The 25387-nt window shown below is 42.2% G+C and carries 24 protein-coding genes; all 24 read left to right on the plus strand.

The window, feature by feature from the left end:
- Nucleotide 1 precedes the first annotated feature (1 nt).
- Nucleotides 2-3568, plus strand: coding sequence for a chromosome segregation protein SMC (smc, locus tag SLH55_RS06285; RefSeq protein ID WP_320322930.1), 3567 nt, complete (start codon nucleotides 2-4; stop codon nucleotides 3566-3568).
- 15 nt (nucleotides 3569-3583) lie between these two features.
- The gene (gene ftsY, locus SLH55_RS06290) at nucleotides 3584-4573 is read left to right on the plus strand and encodes a signal recognition particle-docking protein FtsY (RefSeq protein ID WP_219168929.1); all 990 of its coding nucleotides are present in this window, start codon (nucleotides 3584-3586) and stop codon (nucleotides 4571-4573) included.
- 183 nt (nucleotides 4574-4756) lie between these two features.
- Nucleotides 4757-5089 (plus strand): putative DNA-binding protein, encoded by a 333-nt coding sequence (locus SLH55_RS06295; protein ID WP_219168926.1) that lies wholly within the window; start codon nucleotides 4757-4759, stop codon nucleotides 5087-5089.
- A gap of 12 nt (nucleotides 5090-5101) precedes the next feature.
- Nucleotides 5102-6445 (plus strand): signal recognition particle protein, encoded by a 1344-nt coding sequence (ffh, locus tag SLH55_RS06300; RefSeq protein ID WP_219168924.1) that lies wholly within the window; start codon nucleotides 5102-5104, stop codon nucleotides 6443-6445.
- Between the two features lie 118 nt (nucleotides 6446-6563).
- The gene (rpsP, locus tag SLH55_RS06305; protein ID WP_032088859.1) at nucleotides 6564-6836 is read left to right on the plus strand and encodes a 30S ribosomal protein S16; all 273 of its coding nucleotides are present in this window, start codon (nucleotides 6564-6566) and stop codon (nucleotides 6834-6836) included.
- A gap of 12 nt (nucleotides 6837-6848) precedes the next feature.
- Nucleotides 6849-7082: a KH domain-containing protein gene (locus SLH55_RS06310; protein WP_219168918.1), complete on the plus strand. Its 234-nt coding sequence runs from the start codon at nucleotides 6849-6851 to the stop codon at nucleotides 7080-7082.
- A 231-nt stretch (nucleotides 7083-7313) separates the two neighbouring features.
- A complete protein-coding gene (locus SLH55_RS06315) occupies nucleotides 7314-7700 on the plus strand; it encodes a YlqD family protein (RefSeq protein ID WP_219168916.1) in 387 nt (128 codons plus the stop codon).
- Between the two features lie 17 nt (nucleotides 7701-7717).
- Nucleotides 7718-8236, plus strand: coding sequence for a ribosome maturation factor RimM (gene rimM, locus SLH55_RS06320; RefSeq protein ID WP_219168914.1), 519 nt, complete (start codon nucleotides 7718-7720; stop codon nucleotides 8234-8236).
- A complete protein-coding gene (gene trmD, locus SLH55_RS06325; RefSeq protein WP_320322936.1) occupies nucleotides 8236-8970 on the plus strand; it encodes a tRNA (guanosine(37)-N1)-methyltransferase TrmD in 735 nt (244 codons plus the stop codon). Before rimM ends, trmD begins: the two co-directional genes overlap by 1 nt.
- 136 nt (nucleotides 8971-9106) lie before the next feature.
- Nucleotides 9107-9451 (plus strand): 50S ribosomal protein L19, encoded by a 345-nt coding sequence (gene rplS, locus SLH55_RS06330; protein WP_032088854.1) that lies wholly within the window; start codon nucleotides 9107-9109, stop codon nucleotides 9449-9451.
- A gap of 176 nt (nucleotides 9452-9627) precedes the next feature.
- Nucleotides 9628-10167: a signal peptidase I gene (gene lepB / locus SLH55_RS06335; RefSeq protein ID WP_320322931.1), complete on the plus strand. Its 540-nt coding sequence runs from the start codon at nucleotides 9628-9630 to the stop codon at nucleotides 10165-10167.
- Nucleotides 10168-10195: 28 nt separating this feature from the next.
- On the plus strand, nucleotides 10196-11062 hold the full coding sequence (gene ylqF, locus SLH55_RS06340) for a ribosome biogenesis GTPase YlqF (RefSeq protein WP_219168912.1): 867 nt from the start codon (nucleotides 10196-10198) through the stop codon (nucleotides 11060-11062).
- Nucleotides 11063-11152: 90 nt separating this feature from the next.
- Nucleotides 11153-11935, plus strand: coding sequence for a ribonuclease HII (locus SLH55_RS06345; protein ID WP_219168910.1), 783 nt, complete (start codon nucleotides 11153-11155; stop codon nucleotides 11933-11935).
- A 154-nt stretch (nucleotides 11936-12089) separates the two neighbouring features.
- Nucleotides 12090-13853, plus strand: a complete 1764-nt coding sequence (locus SLH55_RS06350; RefSeq protein WP_320322932.1) for a hypothetical protein — start codon at nucleotides 12090-12092, stop codon at nucleotides 13851-13853.
- On the plus strand, nucleotides 13850-14131 hold the full coding sequence (locus SLH55_RS06355) for an EscU/YscU/HrcU family type III secretion system export apparatus switch protein (protein WP_219168906.1): 282 nt from the start codon (nucleotides 13850-13852) through the stop codon (nucleotides 14129-14131). The genes SLH55_RS06350 and SLH55_RS06355 overlap by 4 nt, the downstream gene beginning before the upstream one ends.
- A gap of 249 nt (nucleotides 14132-14380) precedes the next feature.
- Complete coding sequence (gene sucC, locus SLH55_RS06360) at nucleotides 14381-15541, plus strand: ADP-forming succinate--CoA ligase subunit beta (protein ID WP_219168904.1); 1161 nt, start codon at nucleotides 14381-14383, stop codon at nucleotides 15539-15541.
- 16 nt (nucleotides 15542-15557) lie between these two features.
- A complete protein-coding gene (sucD, locus tag SLH55_RS06365) occupies nucleotides 15558-16460 on the plus strand; it encodes a succinate--CoA ligase subunit alpha (protein ID WP_098351794.1) in 903 nt (300 codons plus the stop codon).
- Between the two features lie 75 nt (nucleotides 16461-16535).
- Nucleotides 16536-17411 carry a DNA-processing protein DprA gene (gene dprA, locus SLH55_RS06370; protein ID WP_320322933.1) on the plus strand — a complete coding sequence of 292 codons (876 nt, stop codon included), beginning with the start codon at nucleotides 16536-16538 and terminating at the stop codon, nucleotides 17409-17411.
- Nucleotides 17412-17703: 292 nt separating this feature from the next.
- On the plus strand, nucleotides 17704-19779 hold the full coding sequence (topA, locus tag SLH55_RS06375; protein WP_320322934.1) for a type I DNA topoisomerase: 2076 nt from the start codon (nucleotides 17704-17706) through the stop codon (nucleotides 19777-19779).
- Between the two features lie 326 nt (nucleotides 19780-20105).
- Nucleotides 20106-21404: an FADH(2)-oxidizing methylenetetrahydrofolate--tRNA-(uracil(54)-C(5))-methyltransferase TrmFO gene (gene trmFO, locus SLH55_RS06380; RefSeq protein ID WP_219168898.1), complete on the plus strand. Its 1299-nt coding sequence runs from the start codon at nucleotides 20106-20108 to the stop codon at nucleotides 21402-21404.
- A gap of 61 nt (nucleotides 21405-21465) precedes the next feature.
- The gene (xerC, locus tag SLH55_RS06385) at nucleotides 21466-22365 is read left to right on the plus strand and encodes a tyrosine recombinase XerC (protein ID WP_320322935.1); all 900 of its coding nucleotides are present in this window, start codon (nucleotides 21466-21468) and stop codon (nucleotides 22363-22365) included.
- Between the two features lie 19 nt (nucleotides 22366-22384).
- Complete coding sequence (gene hslV / locus SLH55_RS06390; RefSeq protein ID WP_219168895.1) at nucleotides 22385-22927, plus strand: ATP-dependent protease subunit HslV; 543 nt, start codon at nucleotides 22385-22387, stop codon at nucleotides 22925-22927.
- Nucleotides 22928-22993: 66 nt separating this feature from the next.
- Nucleotides 22994-24409, plus strand: a complete 1416-nt coding sequence (gene hslU / locus SLH55_RS06395) for an HslU--HslV peptidase ATPase subunit (RefSeq protein WP_320322937.1) — start codon at nucleotides 22994-22996, stop codon at nucleotides 24407-24409.
- A gap of 96 nt (nucleotides 24410-24505) precedes the next feature.
- A complete protein-coding gene (gene codY / locus SLH55_RS06400) occupies nucleotides 24506-25285 on the plus strand; it encodes a GTP-sensing pleiotropic transcriptional regulator CodY (RefSeq protein WP_149155501.1) in 780 nt (259 codons plus the stop codon).
- Nucleotides 25286-25387 lie beyond the last annotated feature (102 nt).

Genomic DNA, 25387 nt, shown 5'->3' on the forward strand with positions numbered 1-25387 from the left:
GATGTTCCTCAAACAACTAGAAGTAATGGGGTTTAAATCTTTTGCAGAAAGAATATCCGTGGAGTTTGTCCCGGGTGTCACGGCAGTCGTTGGTCCAAACGGAAGTGGAAAAAGCAATATTATAGACGCAATCAGGTGGGTACTTGGTGAACAATCTGCCAAAAGCCTGCGCGGTTCTAAAATGGAAGATGTCATCTTTGCCGGCAGTGATTCCAGAAAAGCACTCAATATAGCGGAAGTGACACTTGTTCTTGATAACGAGGACGGTGCACTTCCTATCGACTATAGTGAGGTGAGTGTCACAAGAAGGGTCTACAGATCGGGAGATAGTGAGTATTTGCTAAATAAACAGCCGTGCAGGCTGAAGGACATCATTGAGCTTTTCATGGATTCAGGTCTGGGGAAAGAGGCATTTTCCATCATCAGTCAGGGAAAAGTAGAAGAAATCCTGAATAGTAAGCCTGAAGAAAGAAGAACGATCTTTGAAGAGGCTGCAGGGGTATTAAAGTATAAATCACGTAAGAAAAAGGCTGAGAATAAGTTATTTGAAACACAGGAAAATCTTAATCGTGTAAATGACATCCTTCACGAATTGGAAGGGCAGGTAGAACCCCTGAAGATTCAAGCTTCTATGGCCAGGGATTATCTGGAGAAAAAAGAAGAACTTGAGAAGTTTGAAGTTGCCTTAACCGTTTATGACATTGAAGATTTACATAAGCAGTGGGAACGTCTTAGTGATGAATTCGAGAAACATGGGAAAGAGGAGCAGTCCCTTTCTGCATCGATCCACAAAAAAGAAGCAATCCTGACTCGAACGCGGGATAAAATAGCCGCTCTCGATGAGTCCATCTCAAACCTGCAGGAAGTTCTCCTTGCTACCAGTGAGGAATTAGAGAAACTTGAAGGTAGAAAACAGGTTTTGGTGGAACGAAAGAAAAATTCTTCCACAAACGAATCTCAGTTGAAGCAATCCATTGAGGAAGCAAAAACACAAATCGATCTTTTAGCTACTGAAAAAGAGAAAGCAGAGCTTGACTTTGAAAGAATCAATTCTGAAGTATCCGGGCTAAAGGAACTCCTTGTAACGAAACAGAATCAATTCAAGCATTACAATGAAAACATTGAAGATGTCATTGAATCTTATAAAAGTGATTACATCGAAAAACTAAATCAACAAGCATCGGCGAAAAATGAAATTCAATACCTGAAGCAACAGTTGGAACAGCAATCGAGCCGTAATGGCCGATTGGAGGCAGAAAACGAAAGATATGTCACGCAGCGTGACGAATTACATTTGCGCCACAAGGAAAAGTCGAAAGAACTTCAAGAGCAAAAAGAACATATCGAAGAGCATATCTTCCTGTACCGGGAAGAACAGAAAAAGCTTGAAACTGTGAAAGCCAAATATGAAAAACAGGAAAAAACCCTATATCAGGCTTTTCAATACCTTCAACAAGCAAAATCCCGGAAAGAAATGCTGGAAGAAATGGAAGAAGACTATTCAGGATTTTTCCAAGGGGTGAAAGAAGTCCTTAAGGAGCGTGAAGGCCGGTTAACAGGCATCCAGGGGGCTGTTGCTGAACTTATTACTGTTCCAAAATCGTATGAAACGGCAATGGAGACGGCTCTTGCTGCTTCGATGCAACATATTGTGGTGAATACCGAAGAGGATGGCCGAAAAGCGATTGCCTTTTTGAAGAAGAACCAATATGGGCGCGCCACTTTCTTGCCGATGAATGTGATTAAAGGAAAATCGATTCCGGAAAGTCAGAGAAATATGCTGAAAGGGCACCCTTCTTTTGTTGGGGTTGGAGCGGATCTCCTGAAATTTGAAGATCGCTATACAATGATTATTTCCAACCTGGTCGGTAATGTCATCATCACAGATAATTTAAAAGGCGCTAACGAAATAGCCAAGCTTGTTCAATATCGCTATCGGATCGTTACGTTGGATGGAGATGTGGTCAATCCCGGCGGATCGATGTCTGGTGGTACCGTAAAGCAGAAGAAAAATTCACTCCTATCCAGAAAAGGTGAACTTGAAGAGATGAAAGAAAAGCTTTCTGCTATGGAAAGTCAGACAGGCGAGCTTCAATCTCTAGTGAAGTCACTCAAGGAAGAGAGCGTTTTCCGCGAGAAGAAGCTGGAAGAAATGAGAGTGAAAGGAGAGAACTTGCGTCTTAAAGAGCAGGAACTTCTTTCGCAGCTCCGTGAAATCGAATTGTCCAAGCAAAACCTTGACGACAGGCTTTCCTTATATGACGTGGAGAAAAGAGATTTTACATCGATTAAGGAAAAACATGATTCCAGAACAAAGGAATTGGAAGAGTCTCTCGAAAAAATAGGTGAAGAGGTTTCCGATCTTGATCAAAAGATTAGTGAGTTGACGCGTCAGAAAAACAGTGAACGTACCTCGAAAGATGCTTTGCTGAATGAAATCAGTGATATTAAGGCAGAACTTGCTGCGAGGAATGAGCAGCTCGTTAACAGCCGCCATCAATTGAAAAGAGTTCAAAATACAATACTGGAAACAAACAAGCGAAAAGCAACTTTAGAGGATGACCTTGAATGGCTGCAGACCGAAATGAAGGATAACTTCTCCGGGGAAGAACAGATCGGCAAAAAAGCTGAAGAGTGTGCAGTTCAAAAGGAAGAAACTTCTGGATTGATTGCTGTGCGCCGGGACGAGCGCTCAGCCCTTCAGCAAAAAGTAGAAGATGAAGAGCTCGAGCTTAAAGAGTTGAAGCGTCAGCATAAAGGACTGGTCGGAGCATTAAGAGACGAGGAAGTGAAAATCAATCGTCTTGATGTTGAGCTGGAGAACCGCCTTGATCATCTAAGAGATGAGTATATGCTATCATTTGAAGCGGCGAAGGCAGATTACCCCCTTACGATAGAAGTCGATGAAGCAAGGAAGAAAGTTAAACTAGTGAAACTGGCACTGGAAGAACTCGGGACTGTCAATCTGGGTGCGATTGATGAATATGAACGTGTCAAGGAAAGGTACGAATTCTTAGTTGATCAAAAAAATGATCTGTCAGAAGCGAAGGACACCCTCTATCTAGTCATCAATGAAATGGACACGGAAATGATTAAACGATTTGATCAAACCTTCACGAGTATTCAGGAGGAATTTGAAGGAGTGTTCAAAGCATTGTTTGGCGGGGGGAGAGCTCAGTTAAAGCTGACGGATCCGTCTGATCTACTTCATACCGGTGTGGATATAGTAGCCCAGCCTCCGGGTAAGAAGCTTCAGAACCTTGGGCTGATGTCCGGTGGGGAAAGGGCGCTGACCGCCATTGCCCTGCTATTTTCAATATTAAAGATCCGTCCGGTACCATTCTGTATACTCGATGAAGTGGAGGCAGCACTGGATGAGGCAAATGTACAGAGATTCAGCCAATATTTAAAGAAATTCAGTGACGAGACACAATTTATCGTCATCACTCATCGGAAAGGTACCATGGAAGAAGCGCACGTACTATACGGAGTTACGATGCAGGAATCCGGTGTGTCTAAATTAGTATCTGTCAGATTACAGGAAACAAAGGAACTACTTGAAACTTAAAAAGGGTGTGGGAAAGTGAGTTTTTTTAAGAAGCTTAAAGATAAATTTACACAGTCGAGTGATAATGTAACAGAGAAATTTAAAGATGGCTTAAGTAAAACGAGAAACAACTTCACATCTAAAGTGAATGACCTGGTCGCGAGATACCGCAAAGTCGATGAGGAGTTCTTTGAGGAGCTGGAAGAGATCCTCATCGGAGCGGATGTCGGCTTTGATACCGTCATGGAGTTGATCGATGAACTTAAGCTTGAAGTGAAGCGGAAAAATATTCAAGACACGGAAGATGTGCAATCTGTCATCTCAGAAAAGCTCGTTGAGATCTACCAGGGGGACCGTGAAGAGGACAGTACCCTGAACATTCAGGAAGACCAACTGACGGTTTTACTGTTTGTCGGAGTAAATGGGGTAGGGAAAACGACAACCATCGGAAAAATGGCTCATATGTTCAAAGAACAGGGTAAGAATGTTGTTCTTGCAGCAGGTGACACATTCCGTGCGGGAGCCATCGAACAGCTTGAAGTATGGGGTGAGCGCGTCGGGGTACCGGTCATTAAGCAGGCAGCGGGAAGCGATCCTGCGGCAGTGATGTTTGATGCCGTTCAATCTGCAAAAGCGAAAAAAGCAGACATTCTTATTTGCGATACAGCAGGTAGATTGCAAAATAAAGTAAACCTAATGAAAGAGCTGGAAAAAGTCAAGCGGGTGATTGAAAGAGAAATTCCTGGAGCACCTCACGAAGTATTGCTCGTTCTTGATGCAACCACAGGTCAAAATGCCATGGTACAGGCAAAAACCTTTAAAGAAGCAACAAACGTCTCAGGAATTGTCCTGACGAAGTTGGATGGTACAGCAAAAGGTGGGATTGTACTTGCAATCAGAAACGAACTCGAAATCCCTGTTAAATATGTAGGACTGGGAGAAAAAATGGATGATCTTCAGCCGTTCGACGCTGAAAAGTACGTATATGGATTGTTTTCAACCCTCGTAGATCAACAAGAAGAATAAATCATACTTGATAGGGCAGCCTGATGAGAGACTCTGAAGATGTAGTCTTGCAGGCTGCTCTTTTTTTCATAGAGTACGGAATGGGTTTCACCTATGAAAAATCAATAAGTATCCTTGACAAACACCCATAAACACTGTATTCTTCATATGTAAAGGTTTTTCACTTAACAAGGAGGGATATCCGTGCTGGAGAAAACGACCAGAATGAATTATCTCTACGATTTTTATCAGTCTTTGTTAACTCCAAAGCAAAGAAGCTACATGTCCCTCTATTATCTGGACGATTTCTCATTGGGTGAAATCGCCGAGGAATATAATGTTAGCCGGCAAGCAGTGTACGATAACATTAAGCGGACAGAGGCCATGATTGAGGAGTACGAAGAAAAGCTTTTATTATTTAATAAATTTCAAGAACGCAACGAGATTCTTGATCAATTAAGACAAAAAATAGAAGAGCCATCAATCGATTCTTCTCTTTGTTTAAAACTCATTGATGATCTTGAAATATTGGATTAGGAGGCGGCATGAATGGCATTTGAAGGATTAGCCGACCGACTGCAAGGTACAATTCAAAAAATCCGTGGAAAAGGAAAGATCTCTGAAGCGGATGTTAAAGAAATGATGCGTGAAGTTCGTCTTGCTCTTTTAGAAGCTGACGTTAATTTTAAAGTGGTGAAGCAATTCGTCAAGAAGGTAAGTGAACGGGCTGTCGGACAGGAAGTCATGAAGAGTCTGACACCAGGACAACAGGTCATTAAAGTTGTTCAAGAGGAGCTTACGAACTTGATGGGTGGCGAACAAAGTCAGATTGCCGTTGCAAAACGTCCTCCAACCGTCATCATGATGGTTGGTTTACAAGGAGCCGGTAAAACGACGACCACTGGTAAGCTTGCGAACCTGCTTCGAAAGAAACACAATCGCAAACCGCTTTTAGTGGCTGCCGATATATACCGTCCCGCTGCGATCAAGCAGCTTGAAACCATCGGAAAGCAATTGAGCCTTCCCGTGTTTTCAATGGGAGATCAGGTAAGTCCGGTGGAAATTGCGAGAAAAGCCATTGAACAGGCAAAAGAAGAACATCACGATTATGTTCTCATTGACACGGCAGGTCGACTTCACATCGATGAAAACCTGATGGGAGAGTTAAAAGAAATAAAAGAACTCTCGAACCCGGATGAAATCTTCCTCGTTGTAGATGCCATGACTGGTCAAGACGCAGTTAACGTCGCCCAAAGCTTTAATGAAGCTCTTGGTATATCCGGTGTTGTGCTGACCAAACTTGATGGTGATACTCGAGGCGGAGCAGCATTATCCATCCGTTCCGTCACTGAAAAACCAATTAAATTTGTTGGGATGGGCGAGAAGATGGATGCCTTGGAAGCATTCCACCCTGAGCGCATGGCTTCAAGGATTCTAGGTATGGGGGATGTATTGTCCCTCATTGAGAAGGCCCAGGCTAATGTGGATGAAGAGAAGGCGAAAGAACTGGAACAAAAAATGCGTACCATGTCTTTCACATTTGATGATTTCCTTGATCAATTAGGTCAGGTGCGGCAAATGGGCCCACTTGATGAACTGCTCAAAATGATGCCGGGAGCTAACAAAATGAAGGGTCTGGATAAGATTCAAGTCGATGACAAGCAGATCAGTCACGTTGAGGCGATTATCCAATCCATGACGGGTGATGAGAAGATTCACCCCGAAACCATTAATGCGTCCCGTCGTAAACGGATTGCCAAAGGAAGCGGTACGTCCATCCAAGAGGTGAACCGCCTTCTGAAACAATTCGAGGACATGAAGAAAATGATGAAACAGATGAGCGGCATGCAAGGAAAAGGTAAGAAAAAAGGGATGAAATTCCCATTTATGTAAGCAATTCGTTCAACTTTTTAAAAGAAAAATTGAACTGTTAAGAAAAAACACTTTACAAACAAAATACACATTTGATATTATACTAACTTGTGTGAAACTATTCGGAGGTGCTTTAATTATGGCAGTAAAAATCAGATTAAAACGTATGGGAGCAAAAAAATCTCCTTTCTATCGTATCGTAGTTGCAGATTCTCGTTCACCACGTGATGGACGTCAAATCGAAACAGTTGGAACTTACAACCCAGTTGCTAAGCCGGCTGAAGTGAAAATTGATGAAGAGTTAGCTCTTAAGTGGTTATCTAATGGTGCGAAACCATCTGACACAGTTCGTAACTTATTCTCAAAACAAGGCATTATGGAAAAATTCCACAATGCTAAAAACAGCAAGTAATCGATTAGATCGATGAAAGATCTTATTCTAACGATTGTGAAACCCTTGGTGGACCATCCTGAAGCTGTCCGCGTCGATTTGGATGAAGGAACGAACGGCTTAACCTATAGGTTATCCGTTCATCCCGAGGATATGGGAAAGGTCATTGGGAAACAAGGGAGAGTAGCTAAATCGATTCGAACTGTGGTATACGCTGCAGCAGGATCTTCACAACAGAAGAAAATCTTTTTAGAGATAGTGGAGTGAGGATGCTTTCATAAGCTCCTGACACCATCTATAGGAATTAGGGGACTGACCCATAAAGGTTACTTATTAGCCTTAAGCCGTCAGTCCCCTTTTTCATAGGGAATATTGCTAATCAATGGTATGATAGTAAAAGAGGGTTATGAGGCCCTCATACAAGCCGCCACTCCCCTAAGAACACCCTTAAGGATCTCAACTTCAGTGAGGGGTGAATAGAAGGAGGAGGAAGAACGTTTGAAAGTGATACATACAATTACAGTTAAACAGGTTCTGACTGAAAAGAGTAAAGACCTGCTGATGAGACGATATGAAAACCAGAAGTTTCATTTGAAAAAGGAAAGTGACCAGCTGCAATTCGAAATGAAAAAAATTGAGAGGGGAAAGAAATACCCGTCAACTAAATTAAATCAGCATTTTGAAAGAGAATTAAATGAGCGTGCCGAGAAAATCAAACTTTTGGATTTTCAGATGGAACAGCTGGACATCCTGCCAATTGGAAGCGAGCTGAAGGAAAAGGAGGTCCAAGGTATGATGGACATCCAAGTTGGTGACAATTGGGAGGAAGAAACCCTTTCAAAGACGATAGTAATAGAAGATGGTATCGTGAAAGAAATACGCTAATGCAAGAGGTGAATGCGATGGAAAAGTGGTTTAATGTAGGGAAGATTGTCAATACCCATGGTGTCAAAGGGGAGGTAAAGGTCGTTTCCACAACCGATTTCCCTGAAGAACGTTATCAAAAAGGAAATACCCTTTATTTGTTCCAAAATAAAGGACAAAACCCAATCGAACTTGTGATCAAATCTCACAGAAATCATAAAAGCTTTGACTTACTTACCTTCGAAGGCTTTGAAAATATCAATGAGGTTGAGAAGTTCAAAGAAGGAATTCTGAAGGTTCAGGAAGACCAGCTGCAGGAACTCGGCGAAGGGGAATACTATCTCCACGAGATTGTAGGCTGTAAGGTCGTGACGACCGGAGGAGAAGATCTGGGTACCGTCAAAGAGATCCTGAGTCCGGGGGCGAACGATGTATGGGTAGTAAAGGGAGAGAGGGGAAAAGAGTACCTTATCCCTTACATAGAGGATATTGTGATCAGTGTCGATATCGAGGAGCAGCTCATAACCATTGAACCGATGGAAGGTCTATTATCATGATGAGAATTGATGTCCTGTCCCTATTCCCAGGAATGTTTGAAGGTATCTTCGGTGACTCAATTTTAAAAAAAGCTACTGAAAAAGAAGCCGTTTCATATAATGTGATTAACTTCCGTGAGTACGCGGATAACAAACACAATCAGGTAGATGATTATCCCTACGGCGGGGGAGCCGGTATGGTCTTGAAGCCTCAGCCGATATTTGATGCAGTTGAGGCGTTGAAGAAAGAAGAAAAATCAAAGCCAAGAGTCATCCTCATGTGCCCACAGGGAGAACGCTATACCCAGAAAAAGGCAGAGGAGCTTGCGAAAGAAGATCACCTCGTGTTTATTTGTGGTCATTATGAAGGCTATGATGAACGAATCAGGGAGCATGTTGTGACAGACGAAATATCAATCGGAGATTATGTACTCACGGGTGGGGAGCTTGGGGCCATGGTGGTCATCGACAGCGTTGTACGGCTTCTTCCAGGGGTTCTGGGGAACGAGGATTCCCCTATACTGGATTCATTCTCGTCAGGGCTACTGGAGCACCCTCATTACACCCGTCCAGCCGATTTCAGAGGAATGAAGGTACCAGGCGAATTGATTTCCGGAAACCATCGCCTGATAGAGGAATGGAGAGAGAAAGAAAGCCTGAGGAGAACCTTCGAGAGAAGACCCGATTTATTGGAGAGTTATACACTTTCAGATCAGCAGAAGGCATGGATTGAAGAATGGAGAAAGTCTAAATAGACTCTTGCATCCTGCATGCCCATATGATATTATATTCTTTGTGGCTTGAGGAGTTAGCTCCCAGAGTCATTGATCCCGATGTTCCGCTGCAATCTATCGCTTTTGTAAGAGCATCTGTTGGAAGGAGTTGAAAAAGATGCACAAATTAATCGAAGATATTACGAAAGAACAACTTCGCTCTGATCTACCATCTTTCCGTCCTGGTGATACAGTACGTGTACACGTTAACATCGTTGAGGGTACTCGTGAACGTATTCAGGTATACGAAGGAGTAGTAATCAAACGCCGCGGTGGCGGTATCAGCGAAACATTTACGGTTCGTAAAATTTCTTACGGTGTTGGTGTTGAGCGTACTTTCCCAGTACACACACCAAAGATCGCTAAGTTAGAAGTTATTCGTCGCGGTAAAGTCCGTCGTGCGAAACTTTACTACCTACGTAACCTACGTGGTAAAGCGGCTCGTATTAAAGAAATTCGATAAGAACGTAAGAAAAGGAGCTTGGAGACAAGCTCCTTTTCCTTTTCCTAAAACCTTTCGTCATATTGGGCTTAAGGGAGAATCAAGACTAATTTAGGGAAACCACCTTTTTTTAATGAGAATTAGAAGGATTTCTAGTAGAATAGAAAAAGATAGAAAATATTTTGGGTGGTGGAGATGTGGTTAAGGAGAAAAACGAGTGGTGGGAGTGGATGAAGGCACTGTTGATTGCAGTAGGTTTGGCTGCTATTATCAGATTCTTCTTATTTGCACCTATAGTGGTTGATGGATTATCTATGATGCCTACTTTACATAATGGTGATCGAATGATTGTAAGTAAACTTGGCGAGCCCGAGAGATTCGATATCGTTGTATTCCATGCGCCTGAACACAAGGACTATATCAAGCGTGTCATTGGATTGCCGGGAGATAAGGTAGAATATAAAAATGATACACTATATATTAATGGAAAAGCTTATGCTGAACCATATTTACAAGAATACAAAGACCAATTGAACGGTGGTGTCTTAACCGAAAATTTCACGTTGAAGGATATTACCGGTGAAGAAACGGTTCCGGATGGGGAAATCTTTGTGATGGGTGATAATCGTCGATTCAGTAAGGATAGTCGCCATATCGGAACGGTTTCGACGGATGAAGTGATCGGGGACACAAAAGTGATCTATTGGCCTGTTAAAGATTTCGGTTTGGTGAAATAATAGAAAAAAGTCGTTTGGAGGTGGTCATATGACAATACAATGGTTTCCAGGGCATATGGCTAAAGCTCGTAGGCAAGTTACTGAGAAATTAAAGCTTGTAGACATTGTAATTGAATTAGTAGACGCAAGAATTCCATTATCATCAAGAAATCCGATGATTGAAGAAATTATCGGTCAAAAGCCGCGACTCGTCTTATTAAACAAAGCGGATATGGCTGACCCTAAGAGGACGAAAGAGTGGATTGCCTACTTCAATGAACAGGGTGTCACTGCCCTTTCGGTAAACGCACAGGCAGGCAAAGGCCTTCAAGTCATCGTGCAGGCAGCTAAAGAAATCCTGAAAGATAAATTCGACCGCATGAAGTCGAGGGGGATGAGACCACGTGCCATCAGGGCGATGATAGTGGGGATTCCTAATGTAGGGAAATCTACATTAATCAACAGGTTGGCGAAGAAAAATATTGCGAAAACCGGAAATACCCCAGGAGTTACAAAAGCCCAGCAATGGATCAAAGTCGGTAAAGAGCTGGAATTGCTTGACACTCCGGGGATACTGTGGCCGAAGTTTGAAGATCCAAAGGTTGGTTATAAACTGGCGTTAACAGGTGCAATCAAGGATACGATCCTGAACTTACAGGATATAGCTGTATATGGTTTGCGCTTTCTTGCAGAACACTATCCTGAGCGACTGGAAGAGCGTTACGGCCTCGATGGGATATCGGAAGAGGTTGTGGATAGCTTCGATAAGATCGGGGCAAAACGGGGCTGTCTGATGGCAGGCGGAGAAGTGAATTATGACAAGACGTCTGAAATCATCGTCAGGGATATCCGGAATGTACAATTAGGACCCATGACGTTTGATTTCATTGGTGAAACTGAGCAGCATGATGAATAACGAAAAGAGGCTGGATAAAGGGACGAATCTCTTTTACACAGCCTCTTTATTTTTGCAGGGATTATCCGATATATACGAGGAGGAAGAAACGTGACGAAAGTACATAGAACGATCAAAGAGGTAAAAGAATTGATCGGGACACTGTCTGATTCTGATCCGATTTTGGAGGAATTGAAACAGGATGATAGAAAAGGGGTTCAGAAACTTCTGATGCAGCTAGATCGGGAACGGATGAAGCAGGAAAAGGAGAAAGAAGAATTCGATATTCTCACACGGTACGAAACGGAGCTTCGCCAACAGGGCTTTACCCATATCGCAGGTATAGACGAGGTGGGGAGGGGACCGCTTGCAGGGCCGGTCGTCACGGCAGCCGTCATCCTGCCATCTAACTTCTATTTGGCGGGGTTGAATGATAGCAAGAAGCTCTCAGAGGCGAAAAGAGAAGAGTATTATGAATATATCCAAAAGCACGCCATATCAATTGGCATAGGTATGGTTCATGCTGAAGAGATTGATTCCATCAATATTTATCAAGCGACGAAAAAGGCGATGAATGAAGCAATCGTGGAGCTGCCGGTTGAGCCTGATTATTTATTGATTGATGCAATGAAAATTCAATCACCATATCCGAGTCAGTCAATCATTAAAGGAGACGCGAAAAGCATTTCCATTGCTGCAGCTTCGATTATCGCCAAAGTAACAAGGGACCGGATGATGAAGGAATATGCTCTGAAATATCCCGGCTATGCTTTCGAGAAAAATGCAGGCTATGGAACAAAAGACCATTTAATCGGATTGGAGCAATTAGGTGTGACACCTCTTCATCGAAAAAGCTTTGCACCAGTAAAAGAGATTCTTCACTCCGGTCATTAAGTGACAAAATGGAAATACAAAGCGTATTTCGTAGAGATGATCCGTTTGAAAACAGAATCTCGCTAAGCTCTGTCACCCAGCGCTTTTAAACAGCCAAATATAAAAGGATGAGTTCCAGTATTACGACTAAATCATGGGACAGGGGGATAGAAAGATGACCCACATTCATGGTCCTGCAGGCAGTCAGCCACTCCCCACTGCGGGCGGGAAACCATTTTCATTACAAGAAGGAAAGGTATTAAATATAAAAGTACATAAGCTATTGGGTAATGATTCTGCAGAAGTATCTGCTAATGGTCAGCGTTTTGTGGCAAAACTCGAAGCTCCTTTGAAAGAAGGAGAGCGGTACTGGGTGGAGGTGAAGCAAACGGAGAGTGGGATAAGCCTCAAGTTGATACCATCTCAAAATGAAGATGGGGAGAGTATTGCATCCAAACTCTTACATCACCTATCCATTTCGACCAAAGAGAAAGAAATGACTTCATTAGTGATGGAGCTTGTGAAGAATAAGATACCCATTAATAAAGAAATGCTTCTATTTGCAGAGAAGTATGTCAATGGCAAAGAGGCATCTCTTAACATCAAGATAATTGTTGAAATGGCAAAAAGGAATTTACCGTTTACAGACAGGGTATTTTCTTCAATGAAATCCGGAGAAAAGGGTGATTTTATTTCCCTGTTGGACACACTCTCTTCAAAGTTGAGGGAAACAGGGAGGGATGCAGGCACTCTTCATTTGCTTCAAAAGCTTCAGAAACCTATAAGGATGATCATATCCGAAAACCTTGTCATCAAAGCCTTGACTGGGTTAGCAGATTCTTCCCAAACCTTTTCAAACCGATTGGGCCATTTTGATTTATTGAAGACCCTTGGATTCTTTTCGAATGAAACATTCATGCATCAATGGAAGGAAGGGTTAACAGGGATGATTCTGGAAGGGAAAACTTCAGAAGGAAAGCGAGATGGAGAGCTTTTACAAGGCACTTCACCCCAAAATCGTTCAACTGAGAATCTTCGGAATGAACTGAATCAGATTTCAGCGAAGATTGGCAGCAGGCCGGAATCCCAAAAAGCAGCTGACTCCCTTGTTGAAAAATGGTTGAACACACTGACGGGAAACAAAGATGGTGCTTCCGAATCAGCGGCAAAACAGCTTGTCAAATTGGCGGGAAAGGAGAATCTGTTGGAGAAGAATCTTACCAGACTTGAAGAAATGTGGGGAGGGCGTGTCCCTTCGTCCAATCAGGAGAAGATCTTTCAACAGCTTCATCACCAAACGGTATTAGAACTCACTCAACAACTCAAGGGAGAAGAATTGGCTAAAGTATTGAAAAGGGTGATTGGTGATTTCGGGATCAACTATGAAGCTCAGTTTCATAAAGGATATGAGATCCAGGGTCAGACACTCAAGGAGCATCTCATTGGGCTAAGCCTGCATCACTCTGCACCAGACATCCGCCAATTAGCAGATGACATTGTTCTGAAAATGAACCATCAGGTGCTTCAATCCCAGGACCAATCTCCGTTTCTGACAATCGTGCAACAATTTCCACTGTATCTGTTTGGGCGAAACACGGATATCACATTACAGTGGACAGGAAAAGAAAAAGAGAAGGGGGTAATAGATGGGGACTACTGCCGTGTATTATTCTATTTGAACCTGGAGGGAATCAATGAAACATTGATCGATATGCAGGTTCAAAATCGTGTGATTTCCCTAACTATTTGGAATGACCACCCTGGGATCGAAGCTTTGTCACAATCATTCATTCCAGAGTTGAAGGAAGGACTGGATAAGCTTGACTATCAGTTTTCGACCCTAAAGGTGAAGGCCCCTGATAAACATGCAAATCTATCAGATAAAATCTTAAGTGATGAGTCTAATCGAACATTTTCCGGAGTTGATGTGAAAATATGAAAAGCCGGCACGAGCGGAGAGAAGCAATCGCATTAGGGTATAACCAGCATCATGGGTCTGCTCCAAAAGTCGTAGCAAAAGGAAAAGGCATGATTGCTGACAACATTCTTTCAAAAGCGGCTGAGCATGGTGTACCTGTACAAGAAGATAAGAGCCTTCTGTCCCTGCTCGGGAACCTGGATATCGGTGAATCGATCCCGGAGGAATTATACGGGGCAGTGGCAGAAGTCTTTGCATTCATCTATCGTTTGGACAGAGGTATATCCAAAAAGGAATAAATAATGGTTTTTCCCTGTATTTAATATATGAATTCAATAGTTCGAAATGTAAAATATATTTTTTGAGTATAATAATTTATGGGCGTTACCCTCAAGAAACATGGCGTGATGAGGACGAATACTATCAAAATATGTTCAGAATTTTTAAATTAATATAATATTTTTAGCATAATGGTAGACATATATACTGTCATTTTATACAATGAAAGCGCAGTCTATTTTTTGAAGAGTTTGATAGGAGGATGGAAAATGAATATCCATGAATATCAAGGTAAAGAAATCCTCAGAAATTACGGGGTGTCCGTACCAAATGGTAAAGTGGCTTTTACAGCTGAAGAAGCAGTAGAAGCGGCGAAGACGTTAGATTCCAGCGTGTATGTAGTTAAAGCCCAAATCCATGCAGGTGGTCGAGGTAAAGCTGGCGGAGTTAAAATCGCTAAAAGCCTTGACGAAGTGCGTACATATGCAGATGAGTTAATCGGTAAAACTTTAGTAACTCACCAAACTGGTCCTGAAGGTAAGGAAGTAAAGCGCTTACTTATCGAAGAAGGCTGTGATATCAAGAAAGAATATTATGTAGGTCTGGTACTCGATCGTGCGACTTCCCAGGTTGTCCTTATGGCTTCAGAAGAAGGCGGTACAGAAATCGAAGAAGTAGCAGAAGAAACACCTGAAAAAATCTTTAAAGAGTACATTGATCCAGTAGTTGGATTAACAGGTTTCCAAGCGAGACGCATTGCTTTCAATATCAATATTCCTCAAAAACTTGTTGGGAAAGCAGCAAAGTTCATGATGGGTCTTTATAATGTTTACATCCAAAAGGATGCTTCGATTGTTGAGATCAATCCATTAGTTGTAACGGGTGACGGAGACGTAATGGCACTAGATGCGAAGTTCAACTTCGATTCAAATGCATTATACCGTCAAAAAGATGTTATTGAATTACGCGATCTTGAAGAAGAAGATGCAAAAGAAATCGAAGCATCTAAATATGACCTGAGCTATATTTCCCTCGACGGTAATATCGGCTGTATGGTTAATGGTGCAGGTCTTGCCATGGCTACGATGGACATCGTGAAGCATTATGGCGGAGATCCCGCTAACTTCCTTGATGTTGGGGGCGGTGCCACAGCAGAAAAGGTAACGGAAGCATTCAAAATCATCCTTTCTGATGAAAACGTTAAAGGTATTTTCGTGAATATCTTCGGTGGAATCATGAAATGTGACGTGATTGCAACAGGTGTAGTAGAAGCAGCTAAGCAAATCGGGCTTCAAGTACCTCTTGTCGTACGTCTTGAAGGTACGAATGTCGATTTAGGAAAAGAAATCCTGAATCAATCAGGATTGAATATTATTGCAGCTGAATCCATGGCAGACGGCGCACAAAAAATCGTTGAGCAAGTAGGCTGAGAAAGGCGGGGGACTAATGAGCGTATTTATTAATAAAGATACCAAGGTTGTTGTACAAGGAATTACAGGATCAACAGCTCTTTTCCACACAAAGCAAATGCTTGAATACGGTACACAGATCGTGGCAGGTGTTACACCTGGAAAAGGCGGAACAGAGGTTGAAGGCGTACCTGTCTTCAATACTGTTGAAGAAGCAAAAAAAGCAACTGGCGTAAATGCTTCCGTCATTTATGTTCCTGCACCATTTGCAGCAGATGCAATCATGGAAGCGGTAGATGCCGAGCTTGATTTGGCTATTTGTATCACAGAGCATATCCCAGTACTGGATATGGTAAAGGTTAAACGTTATATGGAAGGTAAGAAAACACGCCTTGTCGGGCCGAACTGTCCCGGAGTCATCACTCCTGACGAGTGTAAGATCGGGATTATGCCTGGCTACATCCATACAAAAGGTCACGTTGGGGTTGTTTCCCGTTCTGGTACACTGACGTATGAAGCCGTACACCAACTTTCACAAGCTGGAATCGGACAGTCTACGGCAGTAGGTATCGGTGGAGATCCTGTAAATGGAACAGACTTTATCGATGTATTGAAAGCTTTCAATGAAGACGAAGATACGTATGCGGTCATCATGATTGGTGAAATCGGCGGTACAGCTGAAGAAGAAGCAGCTGAGTGGATCAAAGCCAATATGACCAAGCCTGTAGTAGGATTCATCGGTGGACGTACGGCACCTCCAGGGAAGCGTATGGGCCATGCCGGTGCGATTATTTCAGGAGGTAAAGGAACGGCTGATGAGAAAATCCGTGTGATGAATGAATGTGGAATCCAAGTGGCTCCGACACCATCAGATATGGGAGAAACATTGATCAAGGTACTGAAAGAAGAGGGTATCCTCGATAAATGTAAAACCCACTAATCCAGTTCTGAGACTGATAGCAATGCTATCAGTCTCAGTTTTATCTTTGATAAATATAAGTACAGGAGGTTGTAAATGAAAGATAATCGTCGAATGCTCTTTCATATTCATCATTGCAGGGGCATAGGTATAAAAGGAATCAAACGACTGATGGAAAGCTATCGTCATCTTCACTCTATATTTAATCTATCCCCAACCAAGCTCCAACAAATAACCACTGCAAGCTCTATGAATATAGAACTCTTCTATAAAGACCTTCATTCCTTTCCTTCCCATCGTTATATGAAACTCTATGAGGAAAATGATATAGAGTGGATCACCCTGTTCGATGATGATTATCCTGAATTATTGAAAAACGTATATGATCCACCCTTCCTGCTCTTTTTAAAAGGGGACAGGAGACTGCTTCAAGGCTCAACTAAATTGGCAGTGATCGGCTCGAGAAATGCCACCCTCTATACTGAAAAAATTCTTCATAATATGATTCCTCAATTGACCGAAAGAGAAGTGGTCATCGTAAGCGGACTCGCTAAGGGTGCAGATACGATCGCTCATAAAGAAGCGATAAGATCAGGGGGGAAAACGATTGGTGTACTGGGTGGAGGTTTCCAGCATATTTATCCAAGACAGAATGTTGACCTTGCCGGGTATATGATGAATCATCACTTGCTTATTTCAGAATATCCACCGTATACAAAACCCGAAAAATGGCATTTTCCATTTAGAAACCGGATCATCAGTGGTCTTAGTGACGCTGTCCTGGTTACAGAAGCCAGAAAAAAGAGCGGTACCTTCATAACGGCAGATTATGCATTGAATGAAGGAAGGGAAGTGCTCTGTATACCCGGCTCGATCTATGACCCTTTGGCAGAAGGGACAAACACACTCATTCAAGAAGGAGCAAAAATGGTCTTATCAATAGAAGATATTTTTTCGGAACTTCATGTTTAAACGGAAAAAATGAAGAAAAAATGGTAGATCAAGACCGTTTTTCACACGTGAAGAATTGAATAAATACAAGTTATTTATACAAAATGGTTGCAATTATGGTAAAACTGTTATACATTTTGCAACAGGTATCAAAACTGTATTTAAGAGAAAAAAATAGTTAAGTGCAATACTATTCTACACTGAAATCAATTTCATACCTATGTGAATATAAGTGTAAACGTTTCCGTTTGCTCTTGAATATTCCAAGGTACTATAAACAGTGATTATTTTCCTCTTTAAGGAGGCTTATTGGATGGCAGATTATTTAGTAATAGTGGAATCGCCGGCTAAGGCGAAAACAATTGAACGTTATTTAGGGAAAAAATATAAGGTAAGGGCTTCAATGGGTCACGTCATCGACTTGCCGAAGAGTCAGATGGGTGTGGACGTTGAAAACGAATTCGAACCGAAGTATATTACGATACGCGGCAAGGGACCTGTATTAAAAGAACTGAAAACGGCAGCGAAAAAAGTAAAGAAAATCTTTCTCGCGGCCGACCCCGACAGAGAAGGGGAAGCGATTGCGTGGCATCTTGCACACAGTCTGGATATGGACACATCTTCTGCATGCCGTGTGGTATTCAACGAAATCACAAAGGATGCAATCAAAGAATCTTTTAAACATCCCCGCGCAATCAACATGGACCTGGTCGATGCACAACAAGCCAGAAGGGTTCTGGATCGATTGGTAGGATACAATATTAGCCCGTTACTATGGAAAAAGGTCAAAAAGGGGCTCAGTGCCGGCAGGGTGCAATCCGTTGCCGTCCGCTTAATTATTGACAGAGAAAATGAAATCAAAGACTTCACCCCTGAAGAGTACTGGTCCATAGAAGCTGAATTCACGAAAGGGAACGATACGTTCCAAGCATCATTTTATGGAATCGACGGGAAGAAGGTTGAATTGAAGACCGAAGATGATGTAAAAGAAGTGCTCGGAAAAGTAAAAGGAAAATCCTTTGAAGTGAATAAAGTGACGAAGAAGGAAAGAAAAAGGAATCCGGCTCCTCCGTTTACCACTTCTTCCCTACAGCAGGAAGCAGCCAGGAAATTAAATTTCCGGGCTAAAAAGACGATGATGCTGGCTCAACAATTGTACGAAGGAATTGAGATGGGAAAACAAGGAACCGTTGGATTTATCACCTATATGAGAACGGACTCCACCCGTATTTCTGAAGTAGCTCAAAAAGAAGCAAATGAATACATCGTGAATAAATATGGTCAGGAATTTATGAAGCAGTCTGACCGCAAAGAGAAAAAACAGCAAAAAGCCCAGGATGCCCACGAAGCAGTTCGACCAACCAGCACTTTAAGGGATCCATCTTCGGTGAAAGAGTTTCTCTCAAGAGATCAGTACCGGCTCTATAAATTGATCTGGGAACGATTCGTTGCCAGTGAGATGGCTCCTGCCATCATGGACACCATGAGTGTAGATCTTGTGAACAATTCGGTCATGTTCAGGGCGACTGGTTCGAAAGTGAAGTTTCCAGGATTCATGAAGGTATATGTAGAAGGGTCTGACGATCAAAAAGAAGAAAAAGATAATTTTCTTCCAGCATTGGAAGAAAGTGATAAGGTGAAAAGTGAAAACATTGACCCGATTCAACATTTCACCCAGCCGCCACCAAGGTATACCGAAGCAAGATTGGTTAAGACCTTAGAGGAACTCGGTATCGGAAGACCTTCCACCTACGCGCCGACTCTCGATACGATTCAACGCAGGGGATATGTGACTCTTGATAATAAGCGTTTCATTCCAACCGAGCTTGGTGAAATCGTTCTGGAATTGATAAGGGAATTCTTCCCGGATATCATTGATGTCGAATTTACAGCAAACATGGAACGCAGTCTTGATGATATTGAAGACGGTAATGTAAAGTGGAAAAGGATCATCGATCGCTTTTATCAAGACTTTGAAAAGCACTTGGAAAGAGCGGAAAATGAGATGGAGAAAATCGAAATCCGCGATGAACCCGCCGGGGAAGATTGTGAGGAATGTGGGCATCCGATGGTGATCAAGATGGGTAGATACGGGAAATTCATGGCTTGCAGCAATTTCCCGGATTGTCGGAACACCAAGGCGATCGTCAAGGAGATCGGTGTAAAATGTCCTAAATGTGAAAAAGGAAACATCATTGAACGGAAAAGTAAGAAAAAACGTATTTTCTACGGATGCGATCAGTATCCTGAGTGTGATTTCTTATCCTGGGATAAACCGATTGAACGCAAATGTCCTAAATGTGCTGAGTTACTCGTAGAGAAGAAGCTTAAAAAAGGTAATCAAATTCAGTGTACGAACTGTGATTATAAGGAAGAACCTCAGAAATAAGATTGGTTTGTCATTCCTGGCGACGATTCTTAATCCGGGAGGACCTGTTGGAGAATTGCCATTGATCACTAAGAACTGCTGAATCAGGCAAAATTGTCGACAGAGTCAATAAAAACATTGATTGTTGAACAATGAACGAATACAATGTAACGAGGGACTGTCCCAACAGGTGATTTCTCTATTACCTAATGGGTCAGCCCTTTTGTGTTTTGTTTCAAAATTTGTCATAATCATCATACATTTTCAATATACATTTATCTTTCTTATCATTGTCCCTTCGTGTACAATGCAGATTGGATAAAGCTCGGACTGTAGGAGGTAGAATCATGTCAGTAAACGTCATCGGAGCAGGTCTAGCAGGTAGTGAAGCCGCTTGGCAGATCGCTAAAAGGGGAATTAAAGTCAATCTATTTGAAATGAGACCCATTGTTAAAACACCTGCCCACCATACAGATAAATTTGCAGAGCTTGTGTGCAGTAACTCACTAAGGGCAAATACTCTTACGAATGCAGTAGGAGTGTTAAAAGAAGAAATGAGACATTTGGATTCAGTCATCATGTCAGCAGCTGATGCCTGTTCCGTTCCGGCTGGAGGGGCATTGGCCGTAGACCGCCATGAATTTGCAGCGTTGGTTACAGATAAAGTGAAAAATCACCCGAATGTTACGGTGATGAATGAAGAAGTTACAACCATACCCGAGGGGATTACGATAATAGCTACCGGACCCCTTACAAGTGAAAGTCTGTCAAAGCAAATCAAGCAACTTACGGGGGAAGAACATTTATATTTCTATGATGCAGCTGCACCAATCATTGAGAAAGATTCCATTGATATGGATAAAGTCTACTTGAAATCCCGTTATGACAAAGGGGAGGCTGCTTATCTGAACTGTCCGATGACTGAAAGTGAGTTCAATACTTTCTATGAAGCCCTTATTGCTGCGGAGACGGTCCCGTTGAAGGAATTTGAGAAAGAAGTTTTCTTCGAAGGCTGCATGCCAATCGAGGTCATGGCTGAACGGGGAAGAAAGACAATGTTATTCGGACCGCTTAAACCGGTTGGATTAGAAGATCCTAAAACGGGAAAGCGCCCGTATGCTGTAGTACAATTAAGACAAGATGATGCCGCAGGGACACTCTATAATATTGTCGGTTTCCAGACACATCTAAAGTGGGGGCCACAGAAAGAGGTGCTTCGTTTGATCCCTGGCCTCGAGAATGCGGATATTGTCCGTTACGGTGTCATGCACAGGAATACTTTCATCAATTCACCAAATGTTCTAAAGGATACCTATCAGCTGAAGAGTCATGAACACCTCTTTTTCGCAGGTCAAATGACAGGGGTTGAAGGGTATGTAGAATCAGCAGCAAGCGGTCTGATCGCAGGGATCAATGCGGCAAAACTTGCGAATGAAGAAAAACCACTTGTGTTTCCGTATGATACGGCCATCGGAAGTATGGCAAGATACATTACCACAGCGAATAAACATAACTTTCAACCGATGAATGCCAATTTTGGGCTTTTCCCTGATCTTCCAAAAAAGGTTAAAGGTAAAAAAGAGCGGAATGAGCAACATGCGAATAGGGCATTAGAAACAATTCAGAACTTTGTGAAAAAAGTGTAAAATTCATTGCAAGGGTAGCTCTGTTGTGTTACTATTTAGTAGCCCTTGTGAGGTGTTAAACATGGAAAAAAAATTAGATGAACAATTACAATCCTTTACTGAATATTTACAAATAGAAAAGCATTATTCTGTTCATACTTTTGAACAATATCGTCATGATATCGAAGAGTTCTACGTATTTATGAAAGAACAAGGTTTACGTTCATTAAAAGATGTCGAGTATTCAGATGCGAGGCTTTTTTTAACTAAGCTTCATGATCATGGATTAATGAGATCTTCCATTTCAAGGAAGGTTTCCAGCATAAGAAGTTTCTACCGTTATTTAAACCGGGAAAAGCAGCTGCTCGAGAACCCTTTTTCGTTTGTCAATCTGCCAAAAAAAGAACAGCGTTTGCCTAACTTCTTTTATGAGGAGGAAATTGAAGCTCTGCTTCAAGCATGCGATGGGAACACACCAATGGACATACGCAACCGGGCTATATTTGAGCTACTCTATGCAACGGGAATCCGCGTAAGTGAGTGTACGAGTATACAGTTGGCTGACGTTGATTTCCGCTTATCTACCATCCTGGTGAAAGGTAAAGGGAATAAAGAGAGATATGTCCCATTTGGGAGCTTCGCACACGATGCCCTTGAACAATACATAACACATTCCAGGCCCAAGTTGATGAAGAATGAGACACACACACAACTGTTGGTCAATCATCGTGGAGGAGCGTTAACCCAAAGAGGTGTGCGTCTGATCTTAAATAAGATTATCGAGAATGCATCATTAACGGGGAAAATACATCCTCATATGCTGCGGCACACCTTTGCTACTCATTTATTGAATAATGGTGCCGATTTAAGGACGGTCCAGGAACTTCTTGGACACGCTCAGTTATCATCCACTCAGCTTTATACACATGTAACAAAAGATCAGCTGAGAAAAACCTATTTAGCACATCATCCCCGTGCTTAGAAGAGTTGGAGGTCATGATATGGAACAATTCCATGCAACCACTATTTTTGCAGTACAGCATAAAGGCAAATGTGCCATGTCAGGTGACGGACAGGTTACATTCGGCAATTCCGTTGTCATGAAGCACACGGCAAAAAAAGTGCGTAAATTATTCAACGGAAAAGTATTGGCCGGATTTGCGGGTTCTGTCGCCGATGCATTCACTTTGTCAGAAATGTTCGAAGGCAGGCTTCAAGAATTCAATGGAAATCTCCAGAGAGCCGCAGTCGAGCTTGCTAAAGAGTGGAGAAGCGATAAGGTGCTCAGAAAGCTTGAAGCTATGTTGATTGTAATGGATGAAAGTCACCTTCTGCTGATTTCCGGAACTGGTGAAGTCATTGAACCGGATGATGGGATTCTTGCCATCGGTTCAGGCGGTAATTATGCACTATCTGCCGGAAGGGCATTGAAACTTTATGCCGGTGACCACTTGTCTGCTAAAGAAATTGCCCGGTCTTCCCTTCAGATTGCTGCCGATATATGTGTTTACACGAATAACCAAATTATTGTTGAAGAGCTGTAAAAGGTCGTTTTTCAACTTTGTAACGATATTCTCTAACACTATTAGGAGTAAGGAGTGTGCCACTTGATAAAGAGTACTGATCACTTAACCCCTCGGCAAATAGTCGAAAGATTGGATCAATATATTGTAGGTCAAAAGGATGCGAAGAGAGCCGTTGCTGTCGCTCTTAGAAACCGCTATAGACGTAGTCTTCTGTCAGACGTATTGAAAGACGAAGTGATTCCGAAGAACATTCTGATGATGGGACCGACTGGAGTCGGTAAAACAGAGATAGCCAGAAGAATTGCGAAGCTCGTTCGTGCCCCTTTTGTAAAAGTGGAGGCTACCAAGTTTACTGAAGTGGGCTACGTGGGCCGGGATGTTGAGTCGATGGTCAGGGATCTCGTTGAAACGTCCGTTCGCCTTGTGAAAGAGGAAAAAATGGTCGGGGTCCGTGAAAGAGCCGCTGAAAATGCGAATCGTCGATTGGTTGAACTTGTTGTCCCCTCCAAGAAGAAATCCTCTTCCTATAAGAACCCGTTTGAAATGATCTTTGGGGGTAATGCGACTCAAGGGTCAACATCTGAAGAAGAGGAAGAGAAGCAAGAAGAGATTTCACTTCAAGAGCAAAGAAGAAGGATGGAAAAGAGACTTGAAAATGGTGAATTGGAAGAAGAATTCATCACGATAGAGGTTGAGGAGCAGCAAGCATCCATGTTTGATATGCTTCAAGGATCCGGGATGGAACAAATGGGTATGAATATGCAGGATGCACTAAGTAATATCATGCCTAAGAAAAAGAAAAAGCGAAAATTAAAAGTAAAAGAAGCAAGGGTGCTACTGACGAATGAGGAGGCCCAAAAGCTAATTGACATGGATGAAGTGACCCAGGAGGCAGTCAGCCGTGCTGAGCAATCCGGGATCATCTTCATTGATGAAATTGATAAGATTGCAAGCAAGAGCTCAGGGCAATCTTCAGCGGATGTATCCAGAGAAGGTGTTCAGCGTGATATCCTCCCTGTGGTGGAGGGGTCAACTGTTGTAACTAAATATGGTTCGGTGAAGACGGATCATGTCCTTTTCATTGCTGCAGGTGCCTTTCATATGAGTAAACCTTCTGATCTTATCCCTGAATTACAAGGGCGTTTTCCAATCAGGGTTGAACTTCAGAAATTGTCTACAGATGACTTTGTAAGGATCCTGGTTGAACCGGATAATGCAATCATTAAACAATATATCGCATTAATGGAAACAGAAGGTATACAAATTGAATTTTCTGACGATGCTATTCGTAGACTCGCTGAAATTGCCTATGATGTTAATCAAAATACCGATAATATCGGGGCCAGAAGACTTCATACCATTTTGGAGAAACTTCTTGAAGACTTATCCTTTGAAGCACCTGAAATCACATTGGATACGGTAAAGATCACGCCGCAGTATGTGGATGATAAATTAGGCGCAATCTCCAAAGATAAGGATTTAAGTCAGTTTATCCTATAAGTTTTCACTTTCCCTGTAATGGGTAAAGATAGATGGATTAAGGATAATAACAAATTAAATAATAGATACACTTTAGTTGTAGTAGGAGGAAATGTAATGAATTTATTAGGTAAAACAAGAACGATCAATGCCATGTTGCAAAAAGCAGCTGGGAAACCTGTGAACTTCAAAGAAATGTCAGAAACGCTAAGTAAGGTTATTGAAGCAAATGTATTCGTTGTGAGTCGTCGCGGTAAGTTATTGGGTTATGCCATCAATCAACAAATTGAAAACGAGCGAATGAAACAAATGCTTGCAGACCGTCAATTTCCTGAGGAGTATACTCAAAACTTATTCAACGTACAGGAAACATCTCCTAACTTGGATGTAAACAGTGAATATACTGCTTTCCCTGTTGAAAATAGAGAATTCTTTAAAAACGGCCTAACGACAATCGTCCCGATTATCGGAGGGGGAGAAAGACTCGGCACGCTGATCCTTGCGCGTTTGGAAGCAAGCTTTGAAGATGACGATTTGATTCTGGGTGAATATGGTGCAACTGTAGTAGGAATGGAGATTCTTCGTGAAAAAGCCGAAGAAATCGAAGTGGAAGCAAGAAGCAAGGCAGTCGTACAAATGGCGATCAGTTCATTGTCATACAGTGAACTTGAAGCCATCGAGCATATCTTTGAAGAACTAAATGGTAATGAAGGACTGCTTGTAGCATCTAAAATTGCCGACAGGGTCGGTATTACACGCTCTGTAATCGTTAATGCCCTACGTAAACTGGAAAGTGCGGGTGTCATTGAATCGCGCTCCCTTGGAATGAAAGGTACTTACATTAAAGTATTAAATAATAAATTCTTAGTTGAATTGGATAAATTACGTACAAACTAATATTCTAAAAGAGGCTGGGACAAAACTAGTCTCTAATAGAAAAAAGGTGAATTTGAGCGTGCTCAAATTCACCTTTTTTAATTTTCTTGCGTAAATTCTTCT

Origin of the sequence: Rossellomorea sp. YZS02 (assembly GCF_033963925.1) — a bacterium.
Classification (GTDB): Bacteria; Bacillota; Bacilli; order Bacillales; family Bacillaceae_B; genus Rossellomorea.